We start from the raw sequence: 25,003 nt of genomic DNA, 5'->3' as shown, positions 1-25,003 counted from the left end.
GATGAACGTCGTGAGCGGACGGCGCCCCTGGCTCGCCCTCGGCAGCCTGTGCCTGGGCTTCTTCATGCTGCTCCTCGACAGCACCGTCACCTCGGTCGCGCTGCCCGCTCTGATCACCGGCCTGCACACCACCGAGACCCTCGCGATCTGGGTGAACAGCGGCTACCTCATCGCCTACGCCGTCCCCCTGATCGTCGCCGGACGCCTCGGCGACCGCTACGGCCACCGGCGCGTCCATCTCGTTGGGCTCGTGGCCTTCACGCTCGGTTCCCTGCTGTGCGCGCTGGCGCCGACCGTCGAGGCGCTCATCGGTTGGCGGGTGGCGCAGGGGGTCGGGGCGGCGCTGATGACACCGCAGTGCCTCACCCTCATCAAGGCGCTGTTCCAGCCGCCGCGCCTCGCCGGCGCCCTCGGCATCTGGGGCGCGGTCGGCGGCGCCGCGGTCGCCGCCGGTCCACTGCTCGGCGGGCTGTTGGTCGCCGGGGGCGGATGGCCCGCGGTGTTCTGGGTGAACGTCCCCGTCGGCGTCGCCGCGATGCTCGCCGTGTACGCCTTCGTGCCGGTCCTCCCACTCCAGGGCGCGGACATCCCGGTGTGGGCGATCTGCGCGAACGCGACCGGCGTCTGCGCCCTCGTGCTCGGCATCCAGGGCACGGACGCGACGAGCGCCGACGTGTGGGGCGTACCCCGATGGCTGCCCGCTGTTGCCGGCGCGCTCCTCGTCGCGGCCGTCGTGTGGCTGCAACGCCGGGACGGGCTACGGGCGTTGGTGCCGGTCGAGCTGTTGCGCAGCCGGGGGTTCGTCACCGCCGCCTGGGGTGCGGCCGCGGCGGCGTTCTGCTCCGGGTCGGCCATGATTCCGCTGATGCTCTACCTCCAGCGGGAGCGCGGGCTCGATGCCGGCGCGGCGGCGCTCACCCTCGTACCGATGGGCGTCGTGTGCCTGCTCGGGGCGCCGGTCTCGGCCCGGCTCAACAACGGGATCGGGCCGCGTGCGGTCGCCGCCGTCGGCTCGCTCGCGCTCGTCGTCTCCATCGGGGCGTCGGCGGTCCTCGTCGCGACGGACGCGCCCGTGGGTGCGCTGACCGGGGCCTTCGCGCTGTACGGAGTGGCCAACTCTTTCCTCTGGTCGCCCCTTTCGATCGCGGCGGTGACCGCCGTCGCTCCGGACACCGTCGGAGCGGCGTCCGGGGCCTTCAACGCCGTGAAGCAGCTGGGCGCCGTGCTCGGCAGCGCGGTGTGCGCGGTCGTGCTCGCCGGATTCGGCTACGCGGCCACGCTCGGCGGCCTCGCGGCGGTCGGCTTGGTCTGCGTCCTTGCGGCCGCGCTGCTCCGCGTCGATCATCACGGGGCCGGAACTCCCGCCACGCCACAGGTACTTACAGGAGTCGCATGATGAAGGCCGTCGCCGTCGTCGGTAACCCCAAAGCCGCCTCGCGCACCCGCGACGCCGCCGAGCGCCTCGCCGCCGCCCTCGATCTCGACTGCGAGGTCGTCGAAGTCGTCGAGCTGGGGGCCGGCCTGCTCGGCTGGGGCGACGCGGGCGTCGCCGCGGCCGTCGAGCGGGTGCGGGCCGCCGAGGTGGTGATCGCTGCGTCCCCCACCTACAAGGGCACCTACACCGGTCTGATCAAGGTCTTCCTCGACCAGTTCCCGACGGCGACCGGGCTCGCGGGCCAGGTGGCGCTGCCGCTCATGCTCGGTGGCGGACCCACGCACGCGCTCGCACCGGAGCTCACCCTCAAGCCCGTACTCGTCGAGCTCGGGGCGACCTGCCCCGCGCAGGGCCTCTACCAGCTCGACTCCACCTACACGACCGACGACTCGCTCGCCCGGTGGGTCGAGCGGTGGGGCTCGATCGTGCTCGACGCGGCGAGGGCACCGAAGGAGAGGAACGCCGGATGACGTCGGCGCAGGACTTCACCTCCGATCCCGACGACATGAAGAGAGCGTTCTCCGGGTTCCCGTCGGGCGTCGCGGCCCTCGCCGCCCTCGTCGACGGCGACCCGACCGTCATGATCGTCTCGTCGTTCGCCGTCGGCGTCTCCTACGACCCCCCGATGGTCTCCTTCGCCGTCCAGCACGGCTCGACCACCTGGCCGGTGCTGTCCGGCGCGCCCGCCATCGGCGTCTCCGTCCTGGGGGAGGAGCACACCGGCAAGGCCCGGCAGCTCGCCTCCCGCAGCAAGGAGAACCGGTTCGCCGGACTCGCCACGGCGGAAGCGGCATCCGGCGCGATCTTCCTGGAGGGGGCGCCGGTGTGGCTGGAATGCACCGTCGAGCACAGCTACCCGGCCGGCGACCACGCCATCATCCTGCTGCGCGTGCTGGCCATGAAGTCGGACGACGAGCGGAACCCGGTGGTCTGGCACCGGCAGACGCTCAGAATGCTGGGGCCCTGAGGGAGCGAAAACCGGACGGGTTAGCATATGAGCGCCGCCTAGCTCGAAAGATAAATCTGTGACTGTCAACGAGGACTCGTTCACCAACTGGAAGAACCGTGAGGAGATCGCGGAGTCGATGATCCCGATCATCGGGAAGCTGCACCGGGAGCAGGACGTCACGGTCCTCCTCCACAGCCGCTCCCTGGTGAACAAGTCGGTCGTCAGCATCCTCAAGACCCACCGGTTCGCCCGACAGATCGCCGGTGAGGAGCTCTCGGTCACCGAGACGTTTCCCTTCCTGCAGGCTCTGACCAGGCTCGACCTCGGCCCCGCCCAGATCGACATCGGCATGCTCGCCGCGACCTACCGGGCCGACGACCGCGGTCTCACCGTGGAGGCGTTCACCGCCGAGGCCGTCGCCGGCGCCACGGGTGCCAACAAGATCGAGCGCCGCGAGCCGCGCGACGTCGTCCTCTACGGCTTCGGCCGCATCGGCCGCCTCGTCGCCCGCCTCCTCATCGAGAAGTCCGGCTCAGGCAACGGCCTGCGGCTGCGCGCCATCGTCGTACGCCAGGGCGGCGACCAGGACATCGTCAAGCGCGCCTCGCTGCTGCGCCGCGACTCGATCCACGGCCAGTTCCAGGGCACGATCACCGTCGACGAGGCGACGAACACGATCACCGCCAACGGCAACGAGATCCAGGTCATCTACGCCGGCGACCCGTCGGAGATCGACTACACGGCGTACGGCATCAGCGACGCCATCCTCATCGACAACACCGGCAAGTGGCGCGACCGCGAGGGCCTCTCGCAGCACCTGCGCCCCGGCATCGACAAGGTCGTCCTGACCGCGCCCGGCAAGGGCGACGTCCCCAACATCGTGCACGGCGTCAACCACGACACCATCAAGCCGGACGAGCAGATCCTGTCCTGCGCCTCCTGCACCACCAACGCGATCGTCCCGCCGCTGAAGGCGATGGCCGACGAGTACGGCGTGCAGCGCGGCCATGTGGAGACCGTCCACTCGTTCACCAACGACCAGAACCTGCTGGACAATTACCACAAGGCCGACCGTCGCGGCCGCTCCGCTCCGCTCAACATGGTCATCACCGAGACCGGCGCCGCCTCCGCCGTCGCCAAGGCCCTGCCCGACCTCAAGGCGCCGATCACCGGCAGCTCGATCCGCGTCCCCGTGCCGGACGTCTCGATCGCGATCCTCAGCCTGCGGCTCGGCCGCGAGACGACCCGCGAGGAAGTCCTCGACTACCTCCGCAACGTCTCCCTGACGTCCCCGCTCAAGCGCCAGATCGACTTCACCACGGCCCCCGACGCGGTCTCCAGCGACTTCATCGGCTCCCGCCACGCCTCGATCGTCGACGCCGGCGCCACCAAGGTCGACGGCGACAACGCGATCCTCTACCTCTGGTACGACAACGAGTTCGGCTACTCCTGCCAGGTGATCCGGGTCGTCCAGCACGTCTCCGGGGTCGAGTACCCGACCTTCCCGGCTCCGGTCGCCTGATTCCGGCGCGCACGACGGGCTCCCGGTGTCCCGGGAGCCCGTCCGGTGCTTCCCCGCTTACCTATTCGGCGGTTCCGGTCAACCGGATGTCCCGCGACGAGGATCCGACGTACACCGCACGGCGCCCGCGCGGCAGCACCCAACTCCCGCTCCCGGTATCCCAGTACGACAGCTGCCGCTCCTCGACGCGCAGGCTGACCCGGCGCGACTCGCCGGGCCTCAACTCGACCCGCCGGAACGCGGCCAGCGTCCGGACCGCCATCTCGACCGGCGCGCCCTGGGGAGCACCGGCGTAGACCTGAGCCACCTCGGCCCCGGTGCGACGGCCGCGGTTGGTGACGGTGAACGACACCGTGAGGCCCCGCCCATGGCGGCCGACGGACAGCCGGGAGTAGCCGAACTCCGCGTAGGACAGGCCGTGTCCGAAGGGGAAGAGTGGTTCGATGCCGTACTTGTCGAAGTGCCGGTAGCCGGTGAAAATGCCCTCGCTGTACGTCACCGTCCCGTCGACTCCGTAGTAGCGCTCGGGGTGGGCCGGGTCGAGCACGGGGTGGTCGGCCTCCTCCTTCGGGTATGTCATCGTCAGCTTGCCGCCGGGGTTGGCGCGGCCGAGCAGCAGGTCGGCGGTGGACCAGCCGCCCTCCTGGCCGACGTATCCGGCGAGCAGGATCGTGCCCACCCGCTCCCGCCACGGCATGGTTACCGGGTCGCCGACGTTCAGCACGACGACGGTGCGGGGGTTGGCGGCGGCGACCGCCTCGATCAACTCGTCCTGGTGCAGCGGCATGGCGAGGGTGGTGCGGTCGCCGGAGCCGCCGGTGGTGCCGCCGGAGCCGTTGAAGGCGAACACCACCGGGGTGTGCACCTTCCGGGCGAGCCGCGCGGCGGCCGCGATGTCGGCGGCGCGCTGCTCCGGAGTGACCCAGGCGAACCGGACTTGGACCGGCACCCGGTCGTGCACCGTCTCCGCCCAGCCGGTGGCGGTGACCTTGACGGAATAGGCCTGGCCTGCGGTGAGTTGGGCCGTGGCCATGCCGTTGTCGAGTCCGTCGGTGGTGGGCACGATGCTCGACCACTTGCGTACGAAGTTGTCCCGCGAGGAGCTCGCGGAGGCGATCTGGGTGCCGTCGAGGGTGAGGGTGACGGCGCCGCCCCAGCCCTGGATCTTCAACGCGTACTCGCCGGTGGTGGGCGGGGTGAGGGTGCCGGTCCAGGTATAGGTGGAGCCGATCGGGAGGGCGCCCGCGCCGGTACGGTCGACGGTCGCGTCCGGTACGCCTGAGTCCGGGGTGAGGACGGTGGCCGGGACGGTGGTCCCGGTGAGGTCGACGCCGACCGAGAAGCGGATGCCGGCCCCCGAGGTCCGTCTCAGCGCGTCGAGCGGACCGATCATGCGGTCCTCGAAGCCGTACGCCCGCTCGCCGGCCACCGACACCGCCACCTGCGCGGCCGTCGGGCCGATCAGGGCGAGGGAGCCCAACGCCCGCCGGGACAGGGGCAGTCCGCCGTCGTTGGCGAGCAGCACCGCGCCCTGTGTGGCGACCTCACGGGCGACGCGGGCACCGGACGCGATGTCGACGGTCTCGGGGGCCGGCTCGCGGCTGCCGTCGAGCAGGCCGAAGCGGTCGTACTGGCCGAGGATCCGGCCCACCGCCGTGTCCAGCGCGGACCCGGGGATCGTGCCCGCCTGGATCGCCGCCTTCAACGGATCCCCGAAGAAGGACCCGTTGGGCATCTGCATGTCGAGCCCGGCCTCGATCGAGATGCTGTGGGTGGCGCCCCAGTCGGAGGTGACGAAGCCCTCGAAGCCGAGTTCACCGCGCAGGATGTCGGTCAGGGTCGGCTTGTGCTCGGCGTTCCACTCGCCGTTGATGTGGTTGTACGCCGCCATCACCGACGAGACCCCGGCGCGTACCACCGCCTCCCAGACGGGCAGGTAGATCTCGTGCAGGGTGCGGTCGTCGACCCGGAAGTCGTAGCTGTTCGCCGGGGTCGCGCGGTCGAACTCGTGCAGGCGCTGGTTGTTGGCGAGGTAGTGCTTGGCCTGGGCGAGCAGCCCCTGGGCCTGCACCCCCTCGATCTGCGCGACGGCGAGGGACGCGTTGAGGAACGGATCCTCGCCGGTCTGGTCCTTGTTGCGGCTGAAGTACGGGGCCCGGGACAGCTCGATCTGCGGACCGAGCAGGACGTCCATGCCCAGCGCCCTGCCCTCACGGCCCATCACTTCGCCGTAGTCGCGGGCGAGTTGGGAGTTGAAGGAGGCGGCCAGGGTGGACACCGGCGGCAGGCCCGTCGCCGACGCGGCCACGTTGATGCCGGCCGGACCGTCGGACAGGCGCAGTTCGGGTATGCCCAGGCGTGCGACACCGGGGACGTATCCGGCCTGGCCGAGTCTCTGGGGATCGGTGGCTCCGTGGACCAGGGAGATCTTCTCGTCGAGGGTGAGCTGGGTGAGCAGGCCTCTTACGCGCTTCGATGTCGCGACGATCGCCGCGTTCGCAGCGGTGGCCAGCGCGAGCGGGCCCACGGCGGCCAGGAACGCGAACGCGGCAGCCGAACCGCCCAGTCGCTGGATCAGTTCACGGCGGCTCGTGCCCTCAAGGGCGCTGTCGGAACACGCGGAAAACTCAGAAGACGCGGAAAACTCGGCAAACGAGGTCATGGCGAACGGCCCTCCAGAGGTGATGTCCGGGTCCCGCAACCTGGACAGGTGCTGAAGTGATCACTCGTGTCAGTTCCGTGATGTGTGCGCCGAGTGTCAATCGGTTGAAGCGTGAGGGTCAAGATGAGCGACGGAGGTTGGGGCGAACTCAGTTTGTGAATACAGAAGTTGAAGACATCGGCGCTCTGCCCGGCTCGGGGCGGTGGACGCCCCGGGGGCGGTAGCCGAGCTCGTCGGAGCGACCCAGCAGGTCGGCGAGATACCAGATGATGGCCAGCCACATCTCGGTGCCCTGGAGGCCGGGTTCCGTGCCGGGACCGAAGCCGAAGCCCCGTCCGTCCTGCCAGCGCGGCAGGGCCCAGGCCAGCTGCCGTTCGGCCCACGCGCGGATCTCGGCCGACCGGTAGCCGTCACCGCCCGCGCCCGACCCGAGCTGCCGAGTGCACAGCCACAAGGGGTGGGCGACATCCAGCACGTTGCAGGCGTTCTCCTGCCCGGCGCCGAAGTGGCGGGCGTCGCGGGAGTGGTCCAGCACCGCGTCCACGACCCGCTCCGGATACGGCACAGGCAGCCCGAACTGGGCGAACGAGCCGCGCGTCAGCCGGTAGTAGCCGTTGACGACCTGCAACCGCCCTGACTCGGGCGACGGGCTGCCCCACATGCCGGTCCAGGGGTCGGCCCGGGACAGCAGCCAGCCGAAGAGTGCTTCCGGGGCGCCGCTGCCCTCCTCGCCGTGCTCACCCTGCTCACCGTGTCCCAGGTTCCAGTGGGCGGCGGTGGCCCACGCGTCGATCCAGGCGCCGGCGCCCCATGCGTTCTCCCGCCAGGGCAGGGCCTCCAGCCGAGCGATGAGTTGACGTGCCGTCATCTCCCGTACGCCGCACACCTCATGAGGGAAGCGGGCGCCCAGCAGATCGAGCGCGTAGCCGACTGACAGGACGTGATAGACGGCGGCGCCCTCGCCCACGAAGCCGTCGTCCTCCGCCAACGGCAGCGGCTCACCGAACTCGGGCACGAGTCCGCTGTCCGGGTCCTGGAGCCCGCCCAGTCGCCCTATGTGCTCGTCGGCGTCCAGCTGCTCGGGTGCCGCGCCCAGCAGCAGATCGGCGATCTCCACGGCGTCGCAGTGCGCCCGCACGGTGGGTGTCGTTCCGGGGCGGTCGACGTAGTGGTCGCCGTCCCAGCAGCGTGCGAGGAGGTCGGGGGCCTGTGCGCGTGCGGTGTCGTAGAACCTGGCCAGGGGACTTCGGGGCGCCGGTGGGGTCGCGGTGTTCCGGCGGTCGCGCAGGGGCCGCGCCGGGTTCCCGGCGGCCACCGTCCACGCCGGGAGGTCCTTGGTGACGACCGCTCCGGCGCCGATCACACAGTGGTCGCCGATGGTCACGCCGTCCACCACGACCACGTGGGAGCCGATCCACACGTCGTCCCCGACCCTGATGCCCCGGCTGCTGAGCGGTTGTTGGTAGACCGGACGGTCGGGGGTCATGGAGTGGTTGAAGCCGAGCAGCGAGGTGTGCGCGCCGATCCGCACGCCGTCGCCCAGGACGACCGTGCCCCGTACCGTGGTGAACGGGTTCAGTGAGCAGTTGGTGCCGGTGGTCAACTCACCGGTGACGTAGGCGTGAGCGGCGATGTACGAGTCGTCCCCGAGGCGCAGCCGGTCCGGGAACACCGCGGCGGACTCGGCGACGTAGCACCGCTCGCCGATCTCGCGGTCTCCGCCGATCGTCTGCTGTCGCTCGTGCTGGGCGTGCTGCTGCTCCTCGGTCGGGGAGTCAGCGAACAGCCAGGGGCAGTGGTCGAAGTGCCGTACGGACGCCTGCTGTTGAAGATCCATGAGCCCCACGCTAGGCATCCCGAAAGGCGAGCGGGAAGGGACGGGCACGTGGTTCAGTCGCGGCCCACCCGCGTCTCCATCACCTCCACCAACCGGATCAGCCCCCTGAGCACCCACTCCCGGTCCTCTCCGAGACCTGCCAACAGGTCCACCTCGGCGGCGAGTTGGCGGGGGAAGAGCTCGTCCACCGCCTGGGCGCCGGCCGGGGTGATGGTGACCAGGACGGCGCGGCGGTCGGCGGGGTTGGGGGTGCGGGCGATGAAGTCGCGTCGTTCCAGCTTGGCGAGGGTTTTGCTGACGCCTGCCCGGGACAGGCCGAGCCGTTGGGCGAGGCTGCGGGCGATCAGGGGTTCCTTGGCGTGCCGCAGGGGGATGAGCATGTCGGCCTCCGGGGCGGTGAGCGGGGCGCCCGCGTAGAGGGGCTCGACCGCCCGGCCGAGGAGGGCGGTGGCGTGCTTGAGCAGGCCCACCAGTTCCATGGGGGAGGTGTCGAGGTCGGGGTTGTGCTCGGCCCACTGGGCGCGGACGTCGGTGGGGGAGGGGTGCATGCGGCTCGCCTTCTCACTCTCCGGACGGCTATTTGTTAACCGGTGAACCATCGGTTACCGTCTTGCTCATGGTATCGCCGTCCCCCTCGCGTTCCGCTGCCCTGCACACCGTCGGCGCGGGCGGTCCTCCGGCCGCTCCCGAACGCTCCGCCGTCGCCCTGGTCGCCGTCCTCGCCGCCTTGACCGCGGTCGCTCCGCTCGCCACCGACATGTACGTGCCCGGCTTCCCCGCCATGGGAGACGCGCTCGGCGCGAGCAGCTCGGCCGTGCAGCTGACCATGACCGCGTTCCTGGCCGGACTCGTCGTCGGACAACTGCTGATAGGGCCGCTCAGCGACGGGCTGGGGCGACGCCGCCTGCTCATCTCCGGCGCGACCGGCTTCGTCGTCCTCTCCCTCGCGTGCGCCATCGCCCCGAACGTCGGCACCCTGACCGCCGCCCGTTTCCTGCAGGGCGTGGCCGGCGCGGCGGGCATGGTGCTGGCCCGGGCCGTGCTCACCGACCGCTTCCACGGCGCCGAACTGCCGCGCTACTTCGCGGTGCTCTCCCAGATCATGGGGGTGGCGCCGATCGTCGCGCCGGTGCTCGGCGGGGCCGTCCTGGCCGTGTCCACCTGGCGCGCGGTGTTCGTCGTACTGACCTTGCTGGGCGCCCTGCTCCTGCTGGCCGTGGTGCGGGCCGTACCGGAGTCACTGCCGCCCGAGCGGCGGCACGGCGGCGGCGTCGCGAGCACCTTCCGCGCCATGGGCACGCTGCTCGCCCACCGCACGTTCATGGGGTACGTCCTCGTCCTCGCCTTCGTCTCGGCGGCGCTGTTCACCTACATCAGCGGCTCCAGCTTCGTCTTCGAGAACCTCCACGGGGTCTCCTCGACGATGTACTCCCTCATCTTCGCGACCAACGCCGTCGCCATGCTGATAGCCGGCGCGCTCTTCTCCCGGCTCGCCGGGCGCGTACGGCTGAACACGCTGCTCACGGCCGGGGTCGGCGTCGCCGTGCTGGGCGCGCTGGCGCAGGTCGTGCTCGTGGCCACGGTGGGGGAGACCCTCGCGGGTACCTGGGCCACGCTGTGGGTGACCGCCGGTGGCATCGGCCTGGTCTTCCCGGCGTCCATGAGCATCGGCCAGACTCTCGGCCGCATCGCCCCGGGCGCCGCCTCCGCGCTGCTCGGCGGCCTGCAGTTCCTGTTCGGCGCCCTCGCTTCTCCACTGGTCGGGCTCTTCGGGGAGGACAGCTCCATGCCGATGGCAGTCATCATGCTGATCGCCGTGGCCGCGGCGGGAGTCGCGCTTGTGGGACTGGCCCGGCCGTGGCTGGGACACGGCGAACCGGACGACGGTTCGTGAGCGTGGGTCCTCCTATGAGACTTCCTGCTACCAGGCTTCCTGCGTCGCGAAGTACCGCTTCCAGGCATGTTCGTGGAGCCCGCGCCGGCGGACTGGCCGCCCACGGTGACGTGGTGCGGATCCCCGCCGAACTCGGCGATGTTGCGGCGGACCCACTTCAGGGCCGCGATCTGGTCGAGCAGACCGTAGTTGCCGGAGACGCCCTGGCCGGACTCCGCGGCCAGTTCGGGTGTGGCGAGGAAACCACCGCGCCCAGGCGGTAGTTGAAGGTCACCGCTACCCCTCCACGGTGGGAACACATCCTCGAACCAGATGTCACGTCTGGCTCAGGATCGCTTAGCTAATCAGAGACGCTTGTGGGAGTGACGGTGCGTACGAGAACGTAACCGGGCGGCAATATTGTGAGCAATGTGCGTGACGAAAGTTCCTACAACTCTTGAAGCGGCTCGGGGTGCAGGTGGGCGTCGATCCTTCAGCCGTCGACGTGTGACGCCCGGAGACGGAGAGATTCGCTCGATGAGCAACGACTTGAGAACCGGGATGCCGTCCCGTAGAACGCTGTTGGGAGCCATGGCGGCGTCGGCGGTGGCGGGAGTGCCGCTGTTATCCGCTGCGCCGGCCGAGGCCGCGCCGAGCGGGGCGCCTGATCTCCTCCACGTCGGCAGCTGGACCCTCGGCCAGGTGAACGCGCTTCGGTTCGACCCCTCCGACGCGACTCTGACGTTGGTCGGGCCCGTGGCGCTGACCGGCTCGAACTGGATGGTCGCCCACCCGAGGAAGGCGGTCCTGTACGCCACCGGCGGTGAATCCGGCGGGATCGTCCGCGCCTTCCGCGTCGACAAGGCCTCCGGCGCGCTTGAGCAGTTCGGCGAGATCGCGACACAGACGACACCGGTCAACGGCGGACTGTCGTACATCGGAGTCGACGTCCGGTCGAGGACGCTTCTGGCCGCGGACTTCGCGGCCGGCACCGTCGTCTCCGTGCCGATCGGCACGGACGGCGGCCTCGGCGACGTGGTGTCCCGGGTGCAGGACACCGGTTCCGGCCCTCACCCGCGGCAGACGGGGCCGCACGCCCACCACGTGGTCATCGACCCGAGCGGCAGGTTCGCGCTGGTCCCGGACCTCGGCGCCGACCGGGTATTCGTCTACGGCTTCGACCGGGCCACGCAAACCCTGTCCGACGGCCCGAGCGCCTACGCGACGGCGCCGGGGTCGGGGCCACGGCGCGTGGTCTTCCACCCGAGCGGCAGGATCGTCTACCTCTTGAACGAACTGACCGCCGACATCCAGGCCTTGGGATGGAGCCACGAAGACGGCGTCCTGACCCATCTCCAGAGCCTGTCGACCAACGCACCCGAACACACCGGCACCACGAGCGCCGCCGAACTGGCCATCAGCCGCGACGGCCGCTTCGTCTACACCTCCAACCGCGGCGAGAACACCTTGGTCGTCTTCGCGGCGGACCGAAGGACGGGCCTGCTCACCCTGGTGCAGCGCATCCCCTGCGCGGGACTCACACCGTGGAGCTTCTCCCTCCACCCCAGCGGGAAATGGCTGTTCGTCGCGAACCAGGCGAGCAGCACGGTGAACCTCTTCGCCGTCGACCCTCGGTCGGGGCAACTCACGGACACCGGCACGTCCGTACCCGTACCGAGGCCCGCCTGCATCACTTTCAGTCACCACGGGCAACGGTGAACGGACCCTGCGCTGTCAACCGCACGGGACGCAACTTGAGGGTGCGCTGCGGAAGCTGTGAGTCCATGTGACACCGGTTGTTTCACTTCTTGAAGCGACCACAGGATGAGGCGACTCAACCGAAGGCGGGACGGACGCCCAGCCGCCGTGCGTCTGGAGCGTCCGTTCCGTCATTCCGACAGGGAGCCCCTGTGACCTTGCGAGAAGTCACTCACCCCGACCACGACATCGAGGGCATCGGCCGACGCCGTTTACTCGGGAGAGCCGCCGGCGCCGCGGCCGGTGCCACGTTGCTGGGCGGTCTGACGGCCGGGCCCGCGTCGGCGGCCTCCCGCGCCGCCGCCGACCGGCCGGTGCGCACGCGATCCGGACTGGTGACCGGTGCCCCGGCCGCCCTGGACGGGATCACCGTCTACAAGGGCATCCCCTACGCCGCCTCGACCGCCGGTGAGAACCGCTGGCGCGCGCCGCGGCCCGCGCCGTCCTGGAAGGGCGTACGCGCGGCCGACACCTGGGGCGCCGCCTGCCCCCAGCCGGTCACCGGCATCGCCGCCGACAAGGTGCCGCCGCTCAGCGAGGACTGCCTGAACCTCAACATCTGGACGGGCGCGGCCGGTTCGCGTGAGCGCCGCCCGGTGTTCGTGTGGATCTACGGCGGCCGCAACTCCGCGATGTGGGCCTCCCAGCCGGTCTACGACGGCGCCAACCTGGCCGCCAAGGGCGCGGTGGTCGTCACCTACAACCACCGCGTCGGCGCCTTCGGCAACCTCGCCCACCCCGAACTGAGCGCCGAGGGCGGGCACGGCGGCTCCGGCAACTGGGGTGTGCTGGACACGGTGGCGGCGCTGAGGTGGATCCGGGACAACATCGCCGCGTTCGGCGGTGACCCGGACCGGGTGACCATCGCCGGCTGGTCCCACGGCTCGTCGTTCGTGAACATCCTGATGATCTCGAAGCTGGCCCGGGGCCTGTACCATCGGGCGCTGCTGGCGGCCGGCGTGCAGTACACCAAGGATCCGGCGCTCGGTCATGTGGCGGGCGGCTACGACACGTTGGGCGTCGCGGAGGCCAACGGCACCGCGTTCGCCGACTACATGGGCACATCCTCGCTGGCCGGCCTGCGGGCGCTGACGGCGGACCAGATCGTGACGAAGGTCTACGCGCCCGGCGCGCCGGCCGTCGGCACCGACTTCGGCAACGTCCTGGACGGCTATGTCCTGCCGACCAGCTACACCGCCGCCATGGAGTCCGGCGCGGAGGTCGACGTACCGGTCTTCACCGGCAACAACAAAGACGAGAACGGCGCCTCGGTGAACCTGGCGATGACCGTCGCCCAGTACCAGGCGTTCGCCTCGACGACCTTCGGCGACAAGGCGGCCAACTTCCTCGCGCTCTACCCCGCCACCACCGACACGGAGGCGGCCGCACAGTACAACAACTACGCGCGCGACGAGGAACGCGTCTCCACCTTCCTGTGGGGCGCCCAGTTCCGGAACACAGCCGGGAACCGCAGCCCGATCTACAACTACTGGTGGACCCACGCCCCTCCCGGCACCGACCCCACCAACCCGATCGAGCCCGCGAACGGCGCCGGCGCCTACCACGGCGCGGAGAAGTACTACCTCTTCGGCAACCTCTACGGTACCGACCGCCCCTGGACCGACGCCGACCACGCGATCGCCGACACCACGTCCTCGTACGTCGCGAACTTCGTGGCCACCGGCAACCCCAACGGCCGCTCCCTGCCCGCCTGGCCCGCCCTGCGCACGACGAAGCCGCTCGCCATGGAACTCGGCGACCACTTCGCCACCCTCCCGGCGGCCGACAGCGACGCCAAGTACGCCTTCCTGAAGGACTATCTGGAGTCCCAGGCGACGGCGTACTGATCCCGACCCGCACGCTTCACCCGGCCGGCGCGGTCACGTGGAAGGCTGGGTGAAGTGGCGGGCGCCGGCCAGGAGAAGAACCGCAAGGATGGCCGGTGCCGCGTAGGCGAGACGGAACTCGCCGGTGGAGCCGAGGAGTCCGCTCACTGCGCCGCCGGTGACGACGCCCGCGTAGTTGAAGAGGTTCAGCCGGGCCAGGATCACCTCCGAGGCGGCGGGCCGCAGCCGTGCGGCGGAGGCCAGACACAGCGGGGCCAGGACGGACGCCCCCAGCCCCACCGCCCCGGCCGCGAGAACGGCGAACAGCCAGCTCGGCGCGGCGGCCATGCCCGCCAGGGCGCCCGCGCCCAACAGGGCGGCGGTGCGGACGACGGCGACCGCACCGAACCTCCGCACGAGCCGGTCGGTGGCGGCACGGCCGACGACGGTGCCGGCCTGGTAGGCCGCGTACGCCATCGGCGCCACCGTGAGGGACGCGGCGAGGGTCTGGCGCAGATAGACCGCCGACCAGGCCGACACGGTGGAGTCGACGACGTAGACGACGAGAAGCACCAGGCCGAAGGGGAGGAGCCGGATCCACACGCGGCGCCCCAGCGGCGGCTGCGCCTCAGTGGCCGCCGGCTCTTCGGCGGAGGAGGGGAGGGTGTGCGTGCGTATGCAGGCGGCGACGATCAGGAGGATGCCTGCCTGCACGCTCAGGCCGACGGCCACGGGCCAGTCCAGTCGGGCCGCCCCGGCGGTGAGCAGGGCCGCGACGACGCCGCCCACGCTCCACGCCGTGTAGAAGGAGCCGAAGATGCTGCGGCCGTAGGCGCGCTCGATCGCGGCCGCGCGGGTGTTGACTCCGACGTCGAGGGCACCGATGGCGACCCCGAAGAGGACGTACGCGCAGATGGCGGTCGCCTTGCCGGGGGCCCACCCGATCAGCATCAACGCGACCACGGCCGTCAGCAGGGCCCCGCGCATCGTGGAGACCGGACCGGCGATGTGGATCGCCGCCAGGCCCAGGAAGCTGCCTGCCCCTGCCATCAGCGCCACCGCGACCATCAGGGTGGTCGTCAGGAGCGGAGTCAGGTTCAGCTGTTCGGTGATCGCGGGGACGGTCGTGTACACGGCGGCGACGGACAGACCCTGTGCGGCGAACGCGATGGCCGCGGCCTTCCGGGCGCCGGCCTTGGCGGCGGGGCGCCCGGTCTCCGCCTGGCGTGGAGTACTGACGGACATGCGCACACCGTGTCAGGCGCGGGCAGGCCGAACGCAGGACGCGGGGGGCCGTAGAGGGGACTTCGGGGGCCACCGTAGGCGTCCGGTGATGCCCGGATGCTTACGGTGGTCGCCCACGAGAAGGTGAGCGCGATGTCCACTGTCCCCGCCCCGCCGGATCCTCCCGGGACCAGCCGCAGCACGTCGGCGACGATCCAGCCGAACATCCTGCGCTATCTCGTCATGGTCGCCGATGAGCGCGGCATCGATCTACGGCCCCTGCTGGGACAGGTGGGCCTGGACGAGACCGTCATGCGCTCCGCCGCGCTGAGGGTGTCCTACCGGCAGGGAAGTGCGGTGATCCGGCGCGCGCTGGAGCTCACCGGGGACGAGCGGCTGGGGCTGAGGGTCGGCGCGGCGCAGCACCTGACCGCGTGGGGCCTGCTCGGCTTCGCCCTGCTGGCCGACGACACGCTGAGACACGCCATCGAGACCGGCGTGAAGTACCAGAACCTGTCCGGGGCGATGACGGTGTGGTCGACCGGCATGGGTGAGGACGGCGCCTTCGAACTGCGCGCCGACCTCCCCGATCCCGCCATCGACCCGGGCGTGGCTTCGTTCCTGATCGAGGAGGGGCTCGCCTCGGTGGTCACCCTGTCCCGGCTGGCCGTCGGGTCGGCCTTCGCGCCGAGAGTGGTGGAGTTCTCCGGGCCGGCGCCTCGCCAACGCGAGCTGTACGGCGCCCTGTTCGGCTGCCCGGTCCGCTTCGGCGCCCCGGCCGACCGCATCGTCATCGACCCCGTCTGGGCCGGCGCCCGGATGCCCGGCCGGGATCCGGTGACGTACGCGTCGATCCTGGAGATGCTCGACGCGCAGCTGGCTTCCCGCCACGACCAGCAGGACCTGCTGGAGGTGCTGGAGGTCTCCGTCGCGCAGAGCCTCCCGGTGATTCCGTCGTTCGGCGAGCAGGCCCGGCGGCATGCGACGAGCGAGCGGACGCTGCGCCGCCGGCTGGCCGACTGTGGCACGACGTACGAGGCACTCGCCGAGGGAGTACGTCGGGAACGCGTCGAACAGCTGCTGCTCCGCCCGGAGTTGACCCTGCGCGACATCGCCCGCCGGGCGGGATTCTCCGACGAACGGGCGCTGCGCCGCGCGGTACGCCGCTGGCACGGCACCTCCCCGGTCCAGCTGCGGGAGCGGATGCTCAGGGGGACTGGCCAGGTGGAGTGACCGGTTCAGCGGGTGCGGATCCAGACCGTCTTCTCCTGGGTCCACTGGCCGAAGGCGTCGGTGGACTTCTCCGCGCCGCCGAATCCGGACTGCTTCCAGCCGCCGAAGGGGGTTGTGATGTCGCCCTCGCTGTAGGCGTTGACCGATATCACGCCCGCCTCGATACCCCGTGCCAGTCTCAGCGCGGTGTCGAGGTCGTGGGTCCAGACCGAGGCGGCGAGTCCGTACTCGGTGGCGTTGGCCCGGCGTATCGCCTCGTCCTCCGAGGTGAAGGTCTCGACGGTGACCACGGGACCGAACAACTCCCTGGTGAGGACGTCGCTTTCGGCGGGGGCGCGGGTGATCACGGTGGGCGGGTAGTAGGCGCCGTGTGCGGGCAGCCCGTGGGGAAGTCCTCCGGTGTGGATCTGGGCTCCGCCTGCCCGGGCGGCCTCCACCGCGCCCGCGACCCGGTCGAAGGCGGCGCGGTTGATGAGTGGCCCCATCCGGGTACGTGGGTCGGCCGGATCCCCGATGACGAGCTCGGCCGCCGCGGCCGTGAACCGCTCCACGACCTCCTCGGCGATGCCGCGGTGCACCAACACCCGTGAGCCGGCCGTGCAGTTCTGCCCCATCGTCAGGAACGCGGCCTCGATCATGTGGGCGATGAGCTCGTCGCCGTAGGAGAGCGCGTCGGCCATCAGCACCTGGGGGCTCTTGCCGCCCATCTCCAGTGAGACACGCTTGAAGTTGCTGTCGGCGGCGTCCTTGAGGATGCGGCGGCCGGTCGCGGTGGACCCGGTGAAGGAGAGCGCCTGTACGAGGGGGTCGCGGGCGAGGGCCGAACCGGCTTCCCGGCCGTACCCGGGGAGCACCGTGAGGACCCCGTCGGGCAGGCCGGCCTCGGTGGCGAGCGCGGCCAGGTGCAGGGCCGAGCGCGGGGTCGCCTCGGCCGGCTTGACCAGGAGACAGTTGCCCGCGGCCAGGGCGGGGCCGACCTTCCAGGCGGTCATCGCGAGGGGGTAGTTCCACGGGAGGATCGCCGCGCCGACCCCGACCGGCTCGCGGGTCATGAGGCCGAGGGCGTCGGGCCCGCTCGGCGCGACCCGGCCGAAGACCTTGTCGGCGGCCTCGGCGAACCAGCGGATCGACTCGATCGCGCCCGGCACGTCTCCCGTACGGCACTCGGTGATCGGCTTGCCCGCGTCCTCGCTGTCCAGGCGGGCGAGGATCTCGGCGTCGCGTTCCATCAGGTCGGCCAGGCGCAGCAACACCGCGCTCCGCTCGCGGACCGGCAGCCGCGACCACCCCCCGGAGTCGTGGACCTGCCGGGCCCGCTCGGCGGCCTTGGTGATGTCGTCGGCGCTCGCGGCGGGGAGGGTGGTGATCGGCTCCCCGGTGGCGGGGTTGACGACACTCAACTCATCGTTCTTGGTCATGCTTCCTCCACCAACTCCCAGCGTCCATCGGTCTGTCGGGCCAGTCCGCGGCGGCGGAGTTCCTCCAGATAGCGGGCCATGCCGCGATCGCCGCGTTTGCGGAACAGGGGGAAGAACCTGGGCAGCAGGTTCGGCACGAGCATCGCGAACCGCACAAGACGGGACTCACCGGCCCGGGGATAGGCCTCCAGGCGGGGCCTGTCCAGCAGGCTCACCACGGCCGCGACGACGTCGGCGGGCTGCTGCGGCGAGTCCTGGAACTGCATGGAGTTGCCGCCGTCCACGGCCTCCTGGCGCAGCATCCGGGTGTCGGTCGCCGACGGCAGCACCGACCCGGCCAGGATGCCCTTGCCCCGCAGGTCGAGCCCGATGGCGAGCATCGCCCCCCGCAGCCCGAACTTGGACGCCGTGTAGATCGGGGTCTCGCCCAGCGGGAAGATCCCGCCGAGGGAGACCGTGGTGACCACGCGGGCGTCCCGAGAGGCCTTCAGCAGGGGGATCGCGATGCGGGTCGCGACCAGCGGGGAGGTCAGGTTGAGGGTGATCTCCCGCTCGATGCTCTCGACGCTGCGTACGTCGAAACGCTCCGAGTTCGTCATACCCACGTTGTTCACCAGCACGTCGAGACGGCCGTGGACGTCGGCGATCCGCTCGAACAGCCGCTCCACCTGGGCGCGTTGCATCAGATCGCAGCCGATGCCCGTGTGCCCGGCGCCGGGCAGCTCCGCGGCCACCTTCTCGGCGCGGATCCCGTCGATGTCCACGACGACGCAGTGGGCTCCGTCGGAGGCGAAGCGGTGGCACAGCGCACTGCCGATGCCACCGGCGCCACCGGTCACCAGCATGACCTTGTCGGTGAAGTCGAACCCGCTCACGCCGCCGCCTCCACGCGTCGCGGGGACCGCACCGGCGGCGGCTGCCCCTCGGTACGCCAACCCATCCGGCCCGCGACCTTGGCGAGGTACTTCACATACGCCCCGCTGTCGACGTAGCCGGTGTGGCGGGGCGAGGCGACGAACTTCAGTCCGCCGGACAGATCCGGGCGGTCGGCGCGGATCATCCGGGCGAACCGCTCCGCGTTCGGCAGCCGGTGCCGTGCGTCGTGCACATACCCGGCGATCAACTGCGCCTGCGCGTCGAAGAGTTGGTACGCGCCGGAGTTCGTCTCGATGAACCCGATGCCGAACAGGCCCTCGTGCTCACGTGAGAACGACGACAGGTACAGGTCGGGGTGCTGCTCGTCGCCGAAGTACCACTGCGCGACCGGCACTTTGTGGACGTAGCCGGTGGCCAACAGAACGAGATCGAAGTCGTCGCTCGTGCCGTCGGTGAAGTGCACGGTCCTGCCCTCGGCGCGGGCTATCCCGGGCCTGGCGGTGATGTCGCCGTGCTGGAGGTGGTGGATCAGCATCGAGTTGATGGCCGGATGGGTCTCGAACAGCCTGTGGTCCGGCTTCTGCAGCCCCAGACGAGTCGGATCGCCGTTGATGATCCGCAGCAGGGCCCCGAACACCCGCTGAGCCAGCCACATCGGCAGATGCGGCCCACTGTTGGCGATGGTGTCCACCGGCCGCCCGAACAGGTGCTTGGGAATGAACCAGTACCCGCGCCGCATGCTGATCACCGCGTGGTCGGCGGCCCGGGCAGCGTCGCACGCGATGTCGCAGCCGGAGTTCCCCGCGCCCACGACCAGCACCCGCCTGCCCCGCAGCTCCTCCGCGCTGCGATAGTCGGCGGTGTGCCGGACCTCCCCACCGAACTCCCCAGGAAAGTCAGGGATGTTGGGGTGCCACTGCGCGCCCGTGCACACCACGACCTGCCCGTGCACGCTCGCCCGCCCGTCGGCCCGGGTGACCGTCCAGGTGCCGTCCGCGTTCTTCTCGACGTCCGCGACCTCGACGCCGAACTCGATCCGGTCCGTCAGCCCGTAGGCGTCGGTGAAGGAGCGCAGGTACGACAGGATCTGCCGGTGCGGCGGGTAGTCCGCGAAGTGGTCGGGCATCGGGAAACCGCCGAAGCCCGACAGGGTCCTGCTGGAGATGAAATGGGCCGACTCGTACATCGGGCTGCCCGGATTCTCGATGTCCCAGATACCGCCGGGCCCGCTGTGCCGCTCCAGATGCGTGTACGGCAGTTTTCGTTCCGCCAGGGCCCTGGCGACCGCCAGCCCGGCAGGTCCCGCCCCGATCACACACGTATCCAACTGGCTTTCTTCCTTCACGAGCCTGCCTCCTCGTTCGTCCCGTCTCACGGGTGGTGGAGGAAACGTATGCACCCGCCGCTCGCTGGGAACTGACCTGCGCGGCCACGGACCGGACCTCAGCGGCCGCGCCGGCCTGCGTCGAACGCACTGCTGTGAGTGACGGTCATCGATCTTGACTCCCCTGAGCCGCGGACGCACACTGCGGCGGTGTGGGTATCGAGCAGGTAGACGCAGCATGACCGGCGCCGTCAGGATTCCCCGAGCGCGTCGCTTCGCCACCGCGCAGATCGAGACGGACCGCCAGGTGGAGCTCTGGGAGCGGCACAACGCGGACTCCTTGATCGCCCTGGACTGCCGGCCGCCGGCCGCCCGGCCGTTCGAGGCTGTGGAGGTGAACCTCCAGCTGGAGCGGGTCCACCTCGCCTGGGTCCGTGGGACTCGACACCTGGTCGAGCGCTCCGCCGCTCTGGTCGAGGCCAGACCCACCGAGGCGATCGCCGTCTATGTGACGATCATGGGTGAGGCGTTCTTCGAGCAGGGCGGACAGCGTCGCGTGCTGCGGCCCGGGCAGCTCCTCGTCTGCGATGCCGACCGTCCCTTCCGCCGTGGATTCGGCTGGGGCCTGGACGAACTGGCCGTGAAGGTTCCCCGTTCGGAGTTCTCCTCGCTCACCGGCCTGGTGACCGTACCCACGCCCGTCGTCGTCGACGTGGGACCCGGCGAGAACCCGCACGGCCGGGCCCTGGCCCGGCTCATAGGACGGGCGGTCCGGCGGGAGTGCCCCGTGCCGGCGGACGAGCAGGCAGTCCTCGAACTCGTCTCGGTGCTCGCCACCCACGGCCACGTCGGTCTGCCCGTGGCGCACAGAGCGGCGGCTCGGACGTTCATCGAGGAGCACTTCACCGATCCGACGCTCCGTGCGGCCGACATCGCGTCCGGCACGGGTATCAGCGAGCGACACCTGTCGCGTCTGTTCGCGAACGCCGGCACGAGTGTGCCCCGACACATCCTCTCGCGCCGGCTGGACGCGGCGTACAGCATGCTGTCCGCCGATCCGACCAAGGGCCTGCGAACGTCGGATGTGGCAGCCCGATGCGGCTTCACCTCGGTCGCGTACTTCTCGCACACCTTCCACAAGCGGTTCGGCATCACCGCCGGCGAGGTTCGGCCGGGGCCGCCCGGCTGAACTGTGGGGTTCCGCGATCCTCATTTCCGCCATCCCGGCCCGGATCGCCGGATCGGCCCGGGCGTGTCCACCGACACTCGTACGCACCAGCCCGGTGTCCTTGTCCGGGACGAGGAAAGGTGTGGAACATGCCCGTGTTCGGCGACGGTCAAGCCGAGACCCAACTGCCCGCGTCGTCGGTGGTCGAGACCGACGTCCTCATCGTCGGCTCCGGACCGGCCGGCGCGTCGGCGGCGCTGTTCCTGTCGACGCTGGGCGTCGACAACATCGTGATCACGAAGTACCGGTGGACCGCGAACACACCACGGGCTCACATCACCAACCAGCGGGCGATGGAGATCTTCCGCGACATGGGCATCGAGGAGCAGGTCCTGGCCGATGCCACGCCGCACCACCTGGTCGGAGACACCGTCTTCTGTACGTCGATCGCCGGTGAGGAGATCGGGCGCATCCGCACCTGGGGGACCCACCCGACGCGCGAGGCCGACTACCAACTGGCGTCGCCGTGCCTCGTGGTGGACATCCCGCAGACCTATCTCGAACCGATCCTGGTCAAGAGCGCGACCGTGCGGGGCACGCAGACGCGATTCTCCACGGAGTACGTCTCGCACACGCAGGACGCGGACGGCGTCGACGTCCTGGCCCGGGACCGGTTGACCGGGGCGGAGTACACCATCCGGGCCAAGTACCTGATCGGCGCCGACGGCGCCCGGTCCAAGGTCGCCGCAGACATCGACCTGCCGTACGAAGGCGCGATGGACATCGCCGGGTCGATGAACATCACGTTCAAGGCCGACATCGCGGCGTACGTCGGACACCGCCCCTCGGTCCTCTATTGGGTGATCCAGCCGGGGGCGAACGTCGGAGGCATCGGAGCCGGCCTGGTGCGCATGGTGCGCCCGTGGAACGAGTGGCTGATCGTCTGGGGCTACGACATCGACGACGAGCCGCCCGTCGTCGACGATGTGTCCGCGACCCAGATCGTGCGCGATCTCCTCGGCATGCCCGACATCGACGTCGAGATCACCGGCACCAGCCTGTGGGGCAACAACGAGATGTTCGCACAGCACCTTCAGAAGGGCCGGGTGTTCTGTGCCGGGGACGCGATCCACCGGCACCCGCCGAGCAACGGGCTGGGCTCCAACACCTCGATCCAGGACTCCTACAACCTGGCCTGGAAGCTCGCCCTCGTGCTGCGCGGTCAGGCCGACGAGAGCCTGCTCGACACCTACTCGGCCGAGCGGGCGCCGGTCGCCGAACGCATCGTCCGACGGGCGAACCGGTCCAGCCGCGAGTTCGTGCAGTTCTTCGAGGTGCTCGGACTGCTCGGCGCCACGACGGAGGAGGAGATGGTCGTGGCCATCGAGGAACGGAAGGCCAACACGCCTGAGGGCGCGGCCAAGCGGGCCGCCCTGGTCGAGGCGATGGACCTGAAGAACTACGAGTTCAACGCCCACGGGGTGGACCTCGGGCAGCACTACCGGTCGGCCGCGGTCGTCTCCGACGGATCGTCGCTGCCCGTACCCACCTGTGACCCCGACCTGTACTACGAGATGTCCACCGTGCCCGGCGCGCACCTGCCGCACGCCTGGGTCGGTGACACCATGAGCAGGACGGCGATGATGGACCTCGCCCCCTACGACCGTTTCACCCTGGTCACCGGCATCGCCGGCGAAGCGTGGGCCGCGGTGGCCGACAAGGTCGCGCACGAGCTCGGAATCCCGCTCCAGGCCGTCGTCATCGGGCCGGGTCAGGAGGTCACCGACCTCTACTACGACTGGGCGAAGCTGCGCGAGGTCGATGAGAGCGGCGTCGTACTGGTGCGACCCGACAAGCACATCGCCTGGCGCTCGATGACGATGCCCGACGACCCCGAGGGCGCTCTGCGTACGGCGATGCGCCAGATCCTGGGGAAGGCGTGAACGACATGCGGTTCGACCACGACACACTCGCGCAGCGCGTGCGGTTCGCCTCCGGCGCGGCAGCGGAGAACCTGGTGGCGGAGATCAAGGAGCTCGGCGCGTCACGGGTCATGGTGATCGCCGGGCAGTCCGAACGCGAACTCGCCCAACGGGTCGCCGGGCAGCTGCCTGTGGCGCACTGGCACCACGAGGTGGCCATGCACGTGCCGGTCGAGGTGGCCGCGAGGGCCAGAGAACAGGCCGCCGCCCACCGGGCCGACGCGCTCGTCTGCATCGGCGGCGGCTCGACGACCGGCCTGGCCAAGGCGGTGGCGCTCACCACCGGTCTGCCCATCGTCGCGGTACCCACCACGTACGCGGGCTCGGAGGCCACCAACGTCTGGGGCCTCACCGAACACGCCCGGAAGACCACCGGCACCGACTCCCGGGTGCTCCCGCGAACGATCGTGTACGACGCGACGCTCATGCTCACCCTGCCGGTCGGCCTGAGCGTGGCATCCGGCCTCAACGCCCTTGCGCACTGCGTCGATTCGATGTGGGCCCCACGCGCCGACCCGATCGACCGGGCACTGGCCGGCGAGGGTATCCGGGCCCTGCGCATCGGACTGCCACTGGTCGCCGCCGACCCCGGCGGCCTCGACGGACGTGAACACGCCCTGTACGGCGCCTACCTCTCCGCGGTGGCCTTCGCCTCGGCGGGATCGGGACTCCACCACAAGATCTGTCACGTACTCGGCGGCATGTTCGACCTCCCGCACGCCCAGACCCACGCCGTCGTCCTTCCCCACGTACTCGCCTTCAACGCGTCGGCGGCGCCGGACGCGGAACGCCGTATCGCCGCCGCCTTCGACGCCGAATCCGCGACCGGCGGACTCGCCCGACTGCGCGCTCAGCTCGACGCGCCCCGGGCACTACGCGACTACGGCATGCCGGAGTCCGGCATCGCCCCGGCGGCGGAAGCGATCCTCGCGTCCGTCCCGCCGGGCAATCCGACCCCCGTGACCCCCGACAACATCACCGGGCTGCTGCGCGCGGCCTGGGAAGGAGCGGAGCCCCGATGACCGACACCGTCTCCGCCGAACAGGAACGTCGCGAGGCGGACCTGGTCGAGCGCGTCGTCCGTTCGCTCGGCGACTGCACCGACCCGCGGCTCAAGCAACTGATGACCTCGCTCGTGCACCATCTGCACGCCTTCGTCCGCGAGGTCCGCCTGACCGAGGACGAGTGGGCCAAGGGCATCGACTTCCTCACCGCCGCCGGGCACATCACGGACGACAAACGCCAGGAATTCATCCTGCTCTCCGACGTCCTCGGCGTCTCCATGCAGACCATCGCCATCAACAACGAGGCGTACGGCGACGCGACCGAGGCCACCGTCTTCGGCCCGTTCTTCGTCGAGAACAGCCCCGAGGTCCCCATCGGCGGCGACATCTCCGGCGGCGCGGCCGGGGAACCCTGCTGGGTCGAGGGCACGGTCTCCGACAGCAAGGGACACCCGGTCGCGGGCGCTCGCATCGAGGTCTGGGAGGCCGACGCGGACGGCCTCTACGACGTCCAGCACGACGACGACAGAATCGCCGCCCGTGCCCACCTGTTCACCGACACCGAGGGCCGCTACTCGTTCTGGGGCGTCACCCCGACGCCGTACCCCATTCCCCACGACGGTCCCGTGGGCAAGATGCTCGCGGCCGTCGGCCGATCTCCCATGCGCGCCTCGCATCTGCACTTCATGGTCAGCGCCGAAGGACAACGCACGTTGGTCACCCACATCTTCGTCCGGGGCGACCAACTGCTCGACACGGACACGGTGTTCGGGGTCAAGCAGTCCCTGGTGAAGGAGTTCGAGCGCCAGGTCCCGGGCTCCCCGACGCCGGACGGCCACGCGGTGGACGGCGCATGGTCACGGGTCACCTTCGACATCGTGCTGGCGCCGGCCGGTGCGTGATCGTTCGGAG

The 25,003-nt window shown here is 70.5% G+C and carries 19 protein-coding genes and 1 pseudogene; 12 read left to right on the top strand and 8 right to left on the bottom strand.

Features of this window, described 5'->3' with window-relative positions; translation table 11 throughout:
• Window position 1: 1 nt before the first annotated feature.
• The 4 genes from AC5DRG_RS07520 to AC5DRG_RS07505 are packed head-to-tail and all read left to right on the top strand — an operon-like array spanning window position 2 to window position 3,906.
• The gene (locus AC5DRG_RS07520) at window positions 2–1,396 is read left to right on the top strand and encodes an MFS transporter (protein ID WP_491809043.1); all 1,395 of its coding nucleotides are present in this window, start codon (window positions 2–4) and stop codon (window positions 1,394–1,396) included.
• Entirely contained in the window at window positions 1,393–1,905 is a 513-nt protein-coding gene (locus AC5DRG_RS07515; protein ID WP_491809041.1) for an NAD(P)H-dependent oxidoreductase, read from the top strand. Before AC5DRG_RS07520 ends, AC5DRG_RS07515 begins: the two co-directional genes overlap by 4 nt.
• On the top strand, window positions 1,902–2,402 hold the full coding sequence (locus tag AC5DRG_RS07510) for a flavin reductase family protein (protein WP_491809039.1): 501 nt from the start codon (window positions 1,902–1,904) through the stop codon (window positions 2,400–2,402). Before AC5DRG_RS07515 ends, AC5DRG_RS07510 begins: the two co-directional genes overlap by 4 nt.
• Window positions 2,403–2,460: 58 nt before the next feature.
• The gene (locus AC5DRG_RS07505; RefSeq protein ID WP_491809037.1) at window positions 2,461–3,906 is read left to right on the top strand and encodes a glyceraldehyde-3-phosphate dehydrogenase; all 1,446 of its coding nucleotides are present in this window, start codon (window positions 2,461–2,463) and stop codon (window positions 3,904–3,906) included.
• A 61-nt stretch (window positions 3,907–3,967) separates the two neighbouring features.
• Here the strand turns inward: AC5DRG_RS07505 and AC5DRG_RS07500 are convergent, their stop codons facing one another.
• The 3 genes from AC5DRG_RS07500 to AC5DRG_RS07490 all read right to left on the bottom strand — a co-directional run bounded on the left by AC5DRG_RS07500 (window position 3,968) and on the right by AC5DRG_RS07490 (window position 8,953).
• Entirely contained in the window at window positions 3,968–6,568 is a 2,601-nt protein-coding gene (locus tag AC5DRG_RS07500; RefSeq protein WP_491809035.1) for a beta-glucosidase family protein, read from the bottom strand.
• A 148-nt stretch (window positions 6,569–6,716) separates the two neighbouring features.
• Entirely contained in the window at window positions 6,717–8,405 is a 1,689-nt protein-coding gene (locus AC5DRG_RS07495; protein ID WP_491809033.1) for an acyltransferase, read from the bottom strand.
• Window positions 8,406–8,458: 53 nt separating this feature from the next.
• A complete protein-coding gene (locus AC5DRG_RS07490) occupies window positions 8,459–8,953 on the bottom strand; it encodes a MarR family winged helix-turn-helix transcriptional regulator (RefSeq protein ID WP_491809032.1) in 495 nt (164 codons plus the stop codon).
• Window positions 8,954–9,021: 68 nt separating this feature from the next.
• Between AC5DRG_RS07490 and AC5DRG_RS07485 the strand changes: the two genes are divergently transcribed.
• Window positions 9,022–10,299: a multidrug effflux MFS transporter gene (locus tag AC5DRG_RS07485; RefSeq protein WP_491809031.1), complete on the top strand. Its 1,278-nt coding sequence runs from the start codon at window positions 9,022–9,024 to the stop codon at window positions 10,297–10,299.
• Between the two features lie 128 nt (window positions 10,300–10,427).
• Here AC5DRG_RS07485 and AC5DRG_RS07480 read toward each other — a convergent pair.
• A pseudogene (locus AC5DRG_RS07480) lies at window positions 10,428–10,598 on the bottom strand (carboxylesterase family protein); the annotation flags it as partial.
• A 217-nt stretch (window positions 10,599–10,815) separates the two neighbouring features.
• Here AC5DRG_RS07480 and AC5DRG_RS07475 point away from each other — a divergent pair.
• Both AC5DRG_RS07475 and AC5DRG_RS07470 read left to right on the top strand, forming a co-directional pair.
• Window positions 10,816–11,997 carry a lactonase family protein gene (locus AC5DRG_RS07475; RefSeq protein WP_491809030.1) on the top strand — a complete coding sequence of 394 codons (1,182 nt, stop codon included), beginning with the start codon at window positions 10,816–10,818 and terminating at the stop codon, window positions 11,995–11,997.
• A 290-nt stretch (window positions 11,998–12,287) separates the two neighbouring features.
• The gene (locus AC5DRG_RS07470; RefSeq protein ID WP_491809029.1) at window positions 12,288–13,883 is read left to right on the top strand and encodes a carboxylesterase/lipase family protein; all 1,596 of its coding nucleotides are present in this window, start codon (window positions 12,288–12,290) and stop codon (window positions 13,881–13,883) included.
• A 33-nt stretch (window positions 13,884–13,916) separates the two neighbouring features.
• On the opposite strand, the gene AC5DRG_RS07465 is transcribed toward AC5DRG_RS07470, so the two are convergent.
• Window positions 13,917–15,107 carry an MFS transporter gene (locus tag AC5DRG_RS07465; RefSeq protein ID WP_491809027.1) on the bottom strand — a complete coding sequence of 397 codons (1,191 nt, stop codon included), beginning with the start codon at window positions 15,105–15,107 and terminating at the stop codon, window positions 13,917–13,919.
• A gap of 132 nt (window positions 15,108–15,239) precedes the next feature.
• Here AC5DRG_RS07465 and AC5DRG_RS07460 point away from each other — a divergent pair, with 132 nt between their 5' ends.
• Window positions 15,240–16,319 carry an AraC family transcriptional regulator gene (locus AC5DRG_RS07460; RefSeq protein WP_491809025.1) on the top strand — a complete coding sequence of 360 codons (1,080 nt, stop codon included), beginning with the start codon at window positions 15,240–15,242 and terminating at the stop codon, window positions 16,317–16,319.
• 5 nt (window positions 16,320–16,324) lie between these two features.
• Here the strand turns inward: AC5DRG_RS07460 and AC5DRG_RS07455 are convergent, their stop codons facing one another.
• The 3 genes from AC5DRG_RS07455 to AC5DRG_RS07445 are packed head-to-tail and all read right to left on the bottom strand — an operon-like array spanning window position 16,325 to window position 19,928.
• A complete protein-coding gene (locus tag AC5DRG_RS07455; protein WP_491809023.1) occupies window positions 16,325–17,737 on the bottom strand; it encodes an aldehyde dehydrogenase family protein in 1,413 nt (470 codons plus the stop codon).
• Complete coding sequence (locus tag AC5DRG_RS07450) at window positions 17,734–18,612, bottom strand: SDR family NAD(P)-dependent oxidoreductase (protein WP_491809022.1); 879 nt, start codon at window positions 18,610–18,612, stop codon at window positions 17,734–17,736. Before AC5DRG_RS07450 ends, AC5DRG_RS07455 begins: the two co-directional genes overlap by 4 nt.
• On the bottom strand, window positions 18,609–19,928 hold the full coding sequence (locus AC5DRG_RS07445; RefSeq protein WP_491812988.1) for a flavin-containing monooxygenase: 1,320 nt from the start codon (window positions 19,926–19,928) through the stop codon (window positions 18,609–18,611). The genes AC5DRG_RS07450 and AC5DRG_RS07445 overlap by 4 nt, the downstream gene beginning before the upstream one ends.
• A 247-nt stretch (window positions 19,929–20,175) precedes the next feature.
• Here AC5DRG_RS07445 and AC5DRG_RS07440 point away from each other — a divergent pair, with 247 nt between their 5' ends.
• The 4 genes from AC5DRG_RS07440 to AC5DRG_RS07425 all read left to right on the top strand — a co-directional run bounded on the left by AC5DRG_RS07440 (window position 20,176) and on the right by AC5DRG_RS07425 (window position 24,993).
• Window positions 20,176–21,126, top strand: coding sequence for a helix-turn-helix domain-containing protein (locus AC5DRG_RS07440; RefSeq protein WP_491809021.1), 951 nt, complete (start codon window positions 20,176–20,178; stop codon window positions 21,124–21,126).
• Between the two features lie 128 nt (window positions 21,127–21,254).
• Window positions 21,255–23,048 (top strand): FAD-dependent oxidoreductase, encoded by a 1,794-nt coding sequence (locus AC5DRG_RS07435; RefSeq protein ID WP_491809020.1) that lies wholly within the window; start codon window positions 21,255–21,257, stop codon window positions 23,046–23,048.
• A gap of 5 nt (window positions 23,049–23,053) precedes the next feature.
• Window positions 23,054–24,109: a maleylacetate reductase gene (locus AC5DRG_RS07430; RefSeq protein ID WP_491809019.1), complete on the top strand. Its 1,056-nt coding sequence runs from the start codon at window positions 23,054–23,056 to the stop codon at window positions 24,107–24,109.
• Window positions 24,106–24,993: an intradiol ring-cleavage dioxygenase gene (locus AC5DRG_RS07425; RefSeq protein WP_491809018.1), complete on the top strand. Its 888-nt coding sequence runs from the start codon at window positions 24,106–24,108 to the stop codon at window positions 24,991–24,993. The genes AC5DRG_RS07430 and AC5DRG_RS07425 overlap by 4 nt, the downstream gene beginning before the upstream one ends.
• Window positions 24,994–25,003 lie beyond the last annotated feature (10 nt).

This window comes from Streptomyces sp. JLBG701 (genome assembly GCF_058544905.1).
This window is presented reverse-complemented; position numbering and strand designations above follow the sequence as displayed.

Bases quoted from the DNA above. Each gene is read 5' to 3' on its own strand.
- AC5DRG_RS07515 (WP_491809041.1), top strand. From the start codon at position 1,393: ATGATGAAGGCCGTCGCCGTCGTCGGTAACCCCAAAGCCGCCTCGCGC.
- AC5DRG_RS07520 (WP_491809043.1), top strand. From the start codon at position 2: ATGAACGTCGTGAGCGGACGGCGCCCCTGGCTCGCCCTCGGCAGCCTG.
- AC5DRG_RS07510 (WP_491809039.1), top strand. From the start codon at position 1,902: ATGACGTCGGCGCAGGACTTCACCTCCGATCCCGACGACATGAAGAGA.
- AC5DRG_RS07460 (WP_491809025.1), top strand. From the start codon at position 15,240: ATGTCCACTGTCCCCGCCCCGCCGGATCCTCCCGGGACCAGCCGCAGC.
- AC5DRG_RS07500 (WP_491809035.1), bottom strand. From the start codon at position 6,568: ATGACCTCGTTTGCCGAGTTTTCCGCGTCTTCTGAGTTTTCCGCGTGT.
- AC5DRG_RS07425 (WP_491809018.1), top strand. From the start codon at position 24,106: ATGACCGACACCGTCTCCGCCGAACAGGAACGTCGCGAGGCGGACCTG.
- AC5DRG_RS07495 (WP_491809033.1), bottom strand. From the start codon at position 8,405: ATGGATCTTCAACAGCAGGCGTCCGTACGGCACTTCGACCACTGCCCC.
- AC5DRG_RS07430 (WP_491809019.1), top strand. From the start codon at position 23,054: ATGCGGTTCGACCACGACACACTCGCGCAGCGCGTGCGGTTCGCCTCC.
- AC5DRG_RS07455 (WP_491809023.1), bottom strand. From the start codon at position 17,737: ATGACCAAGAACGATGAGTTGAGTGTCGTCAACCCCGCCACCGGGGAG.
- AC5DRG_RS07465 (WP_491809027.1), bottom strand. From the start codon at position 15,107: ATGTCCGTCAGTACTCCACGCCAGGCGGAGACCGGGCGCCCCGCCGCC.
- AC5DRG_RS07485 (WP_491809031.1), top strand. From the start codon at position 9,022: ATGGTATCGCCGTCCCCCTCGCGTTCCGCTGCCCTGCACACCGTCGGC.
- AC5DRG_RS07490 (WP_491809032.1), bottom strand. From the start codon at position 8,953: ATGCACCCCTCCCCCACCGACGTCCGCGCCCAGTGGGCCGAGCACAAC.
- AC5DRG_RS07475 (WP_491809030.1), top strand. From the start codon at position 10,816: ATGAGCAACGACTTGAGAACCGGGATGCCGTCCCGTAGAACGCTGTTG.
- AC5DRG_RS07440 (WP_491809021.1), top strand. From the start codon at position 20,176: ATGACCGGCGCCGTCAGGATTCCCCGAGCGCGTCGCTTCGCCACCGCG.
- AC5DRG_RS07435 (WP_491809020.1), top strand. From the start codon at position 21,255: ATGCCCGTGTTCGGCGACGGTCAAGCCGAGACCCAACTGCCCGCGTCG.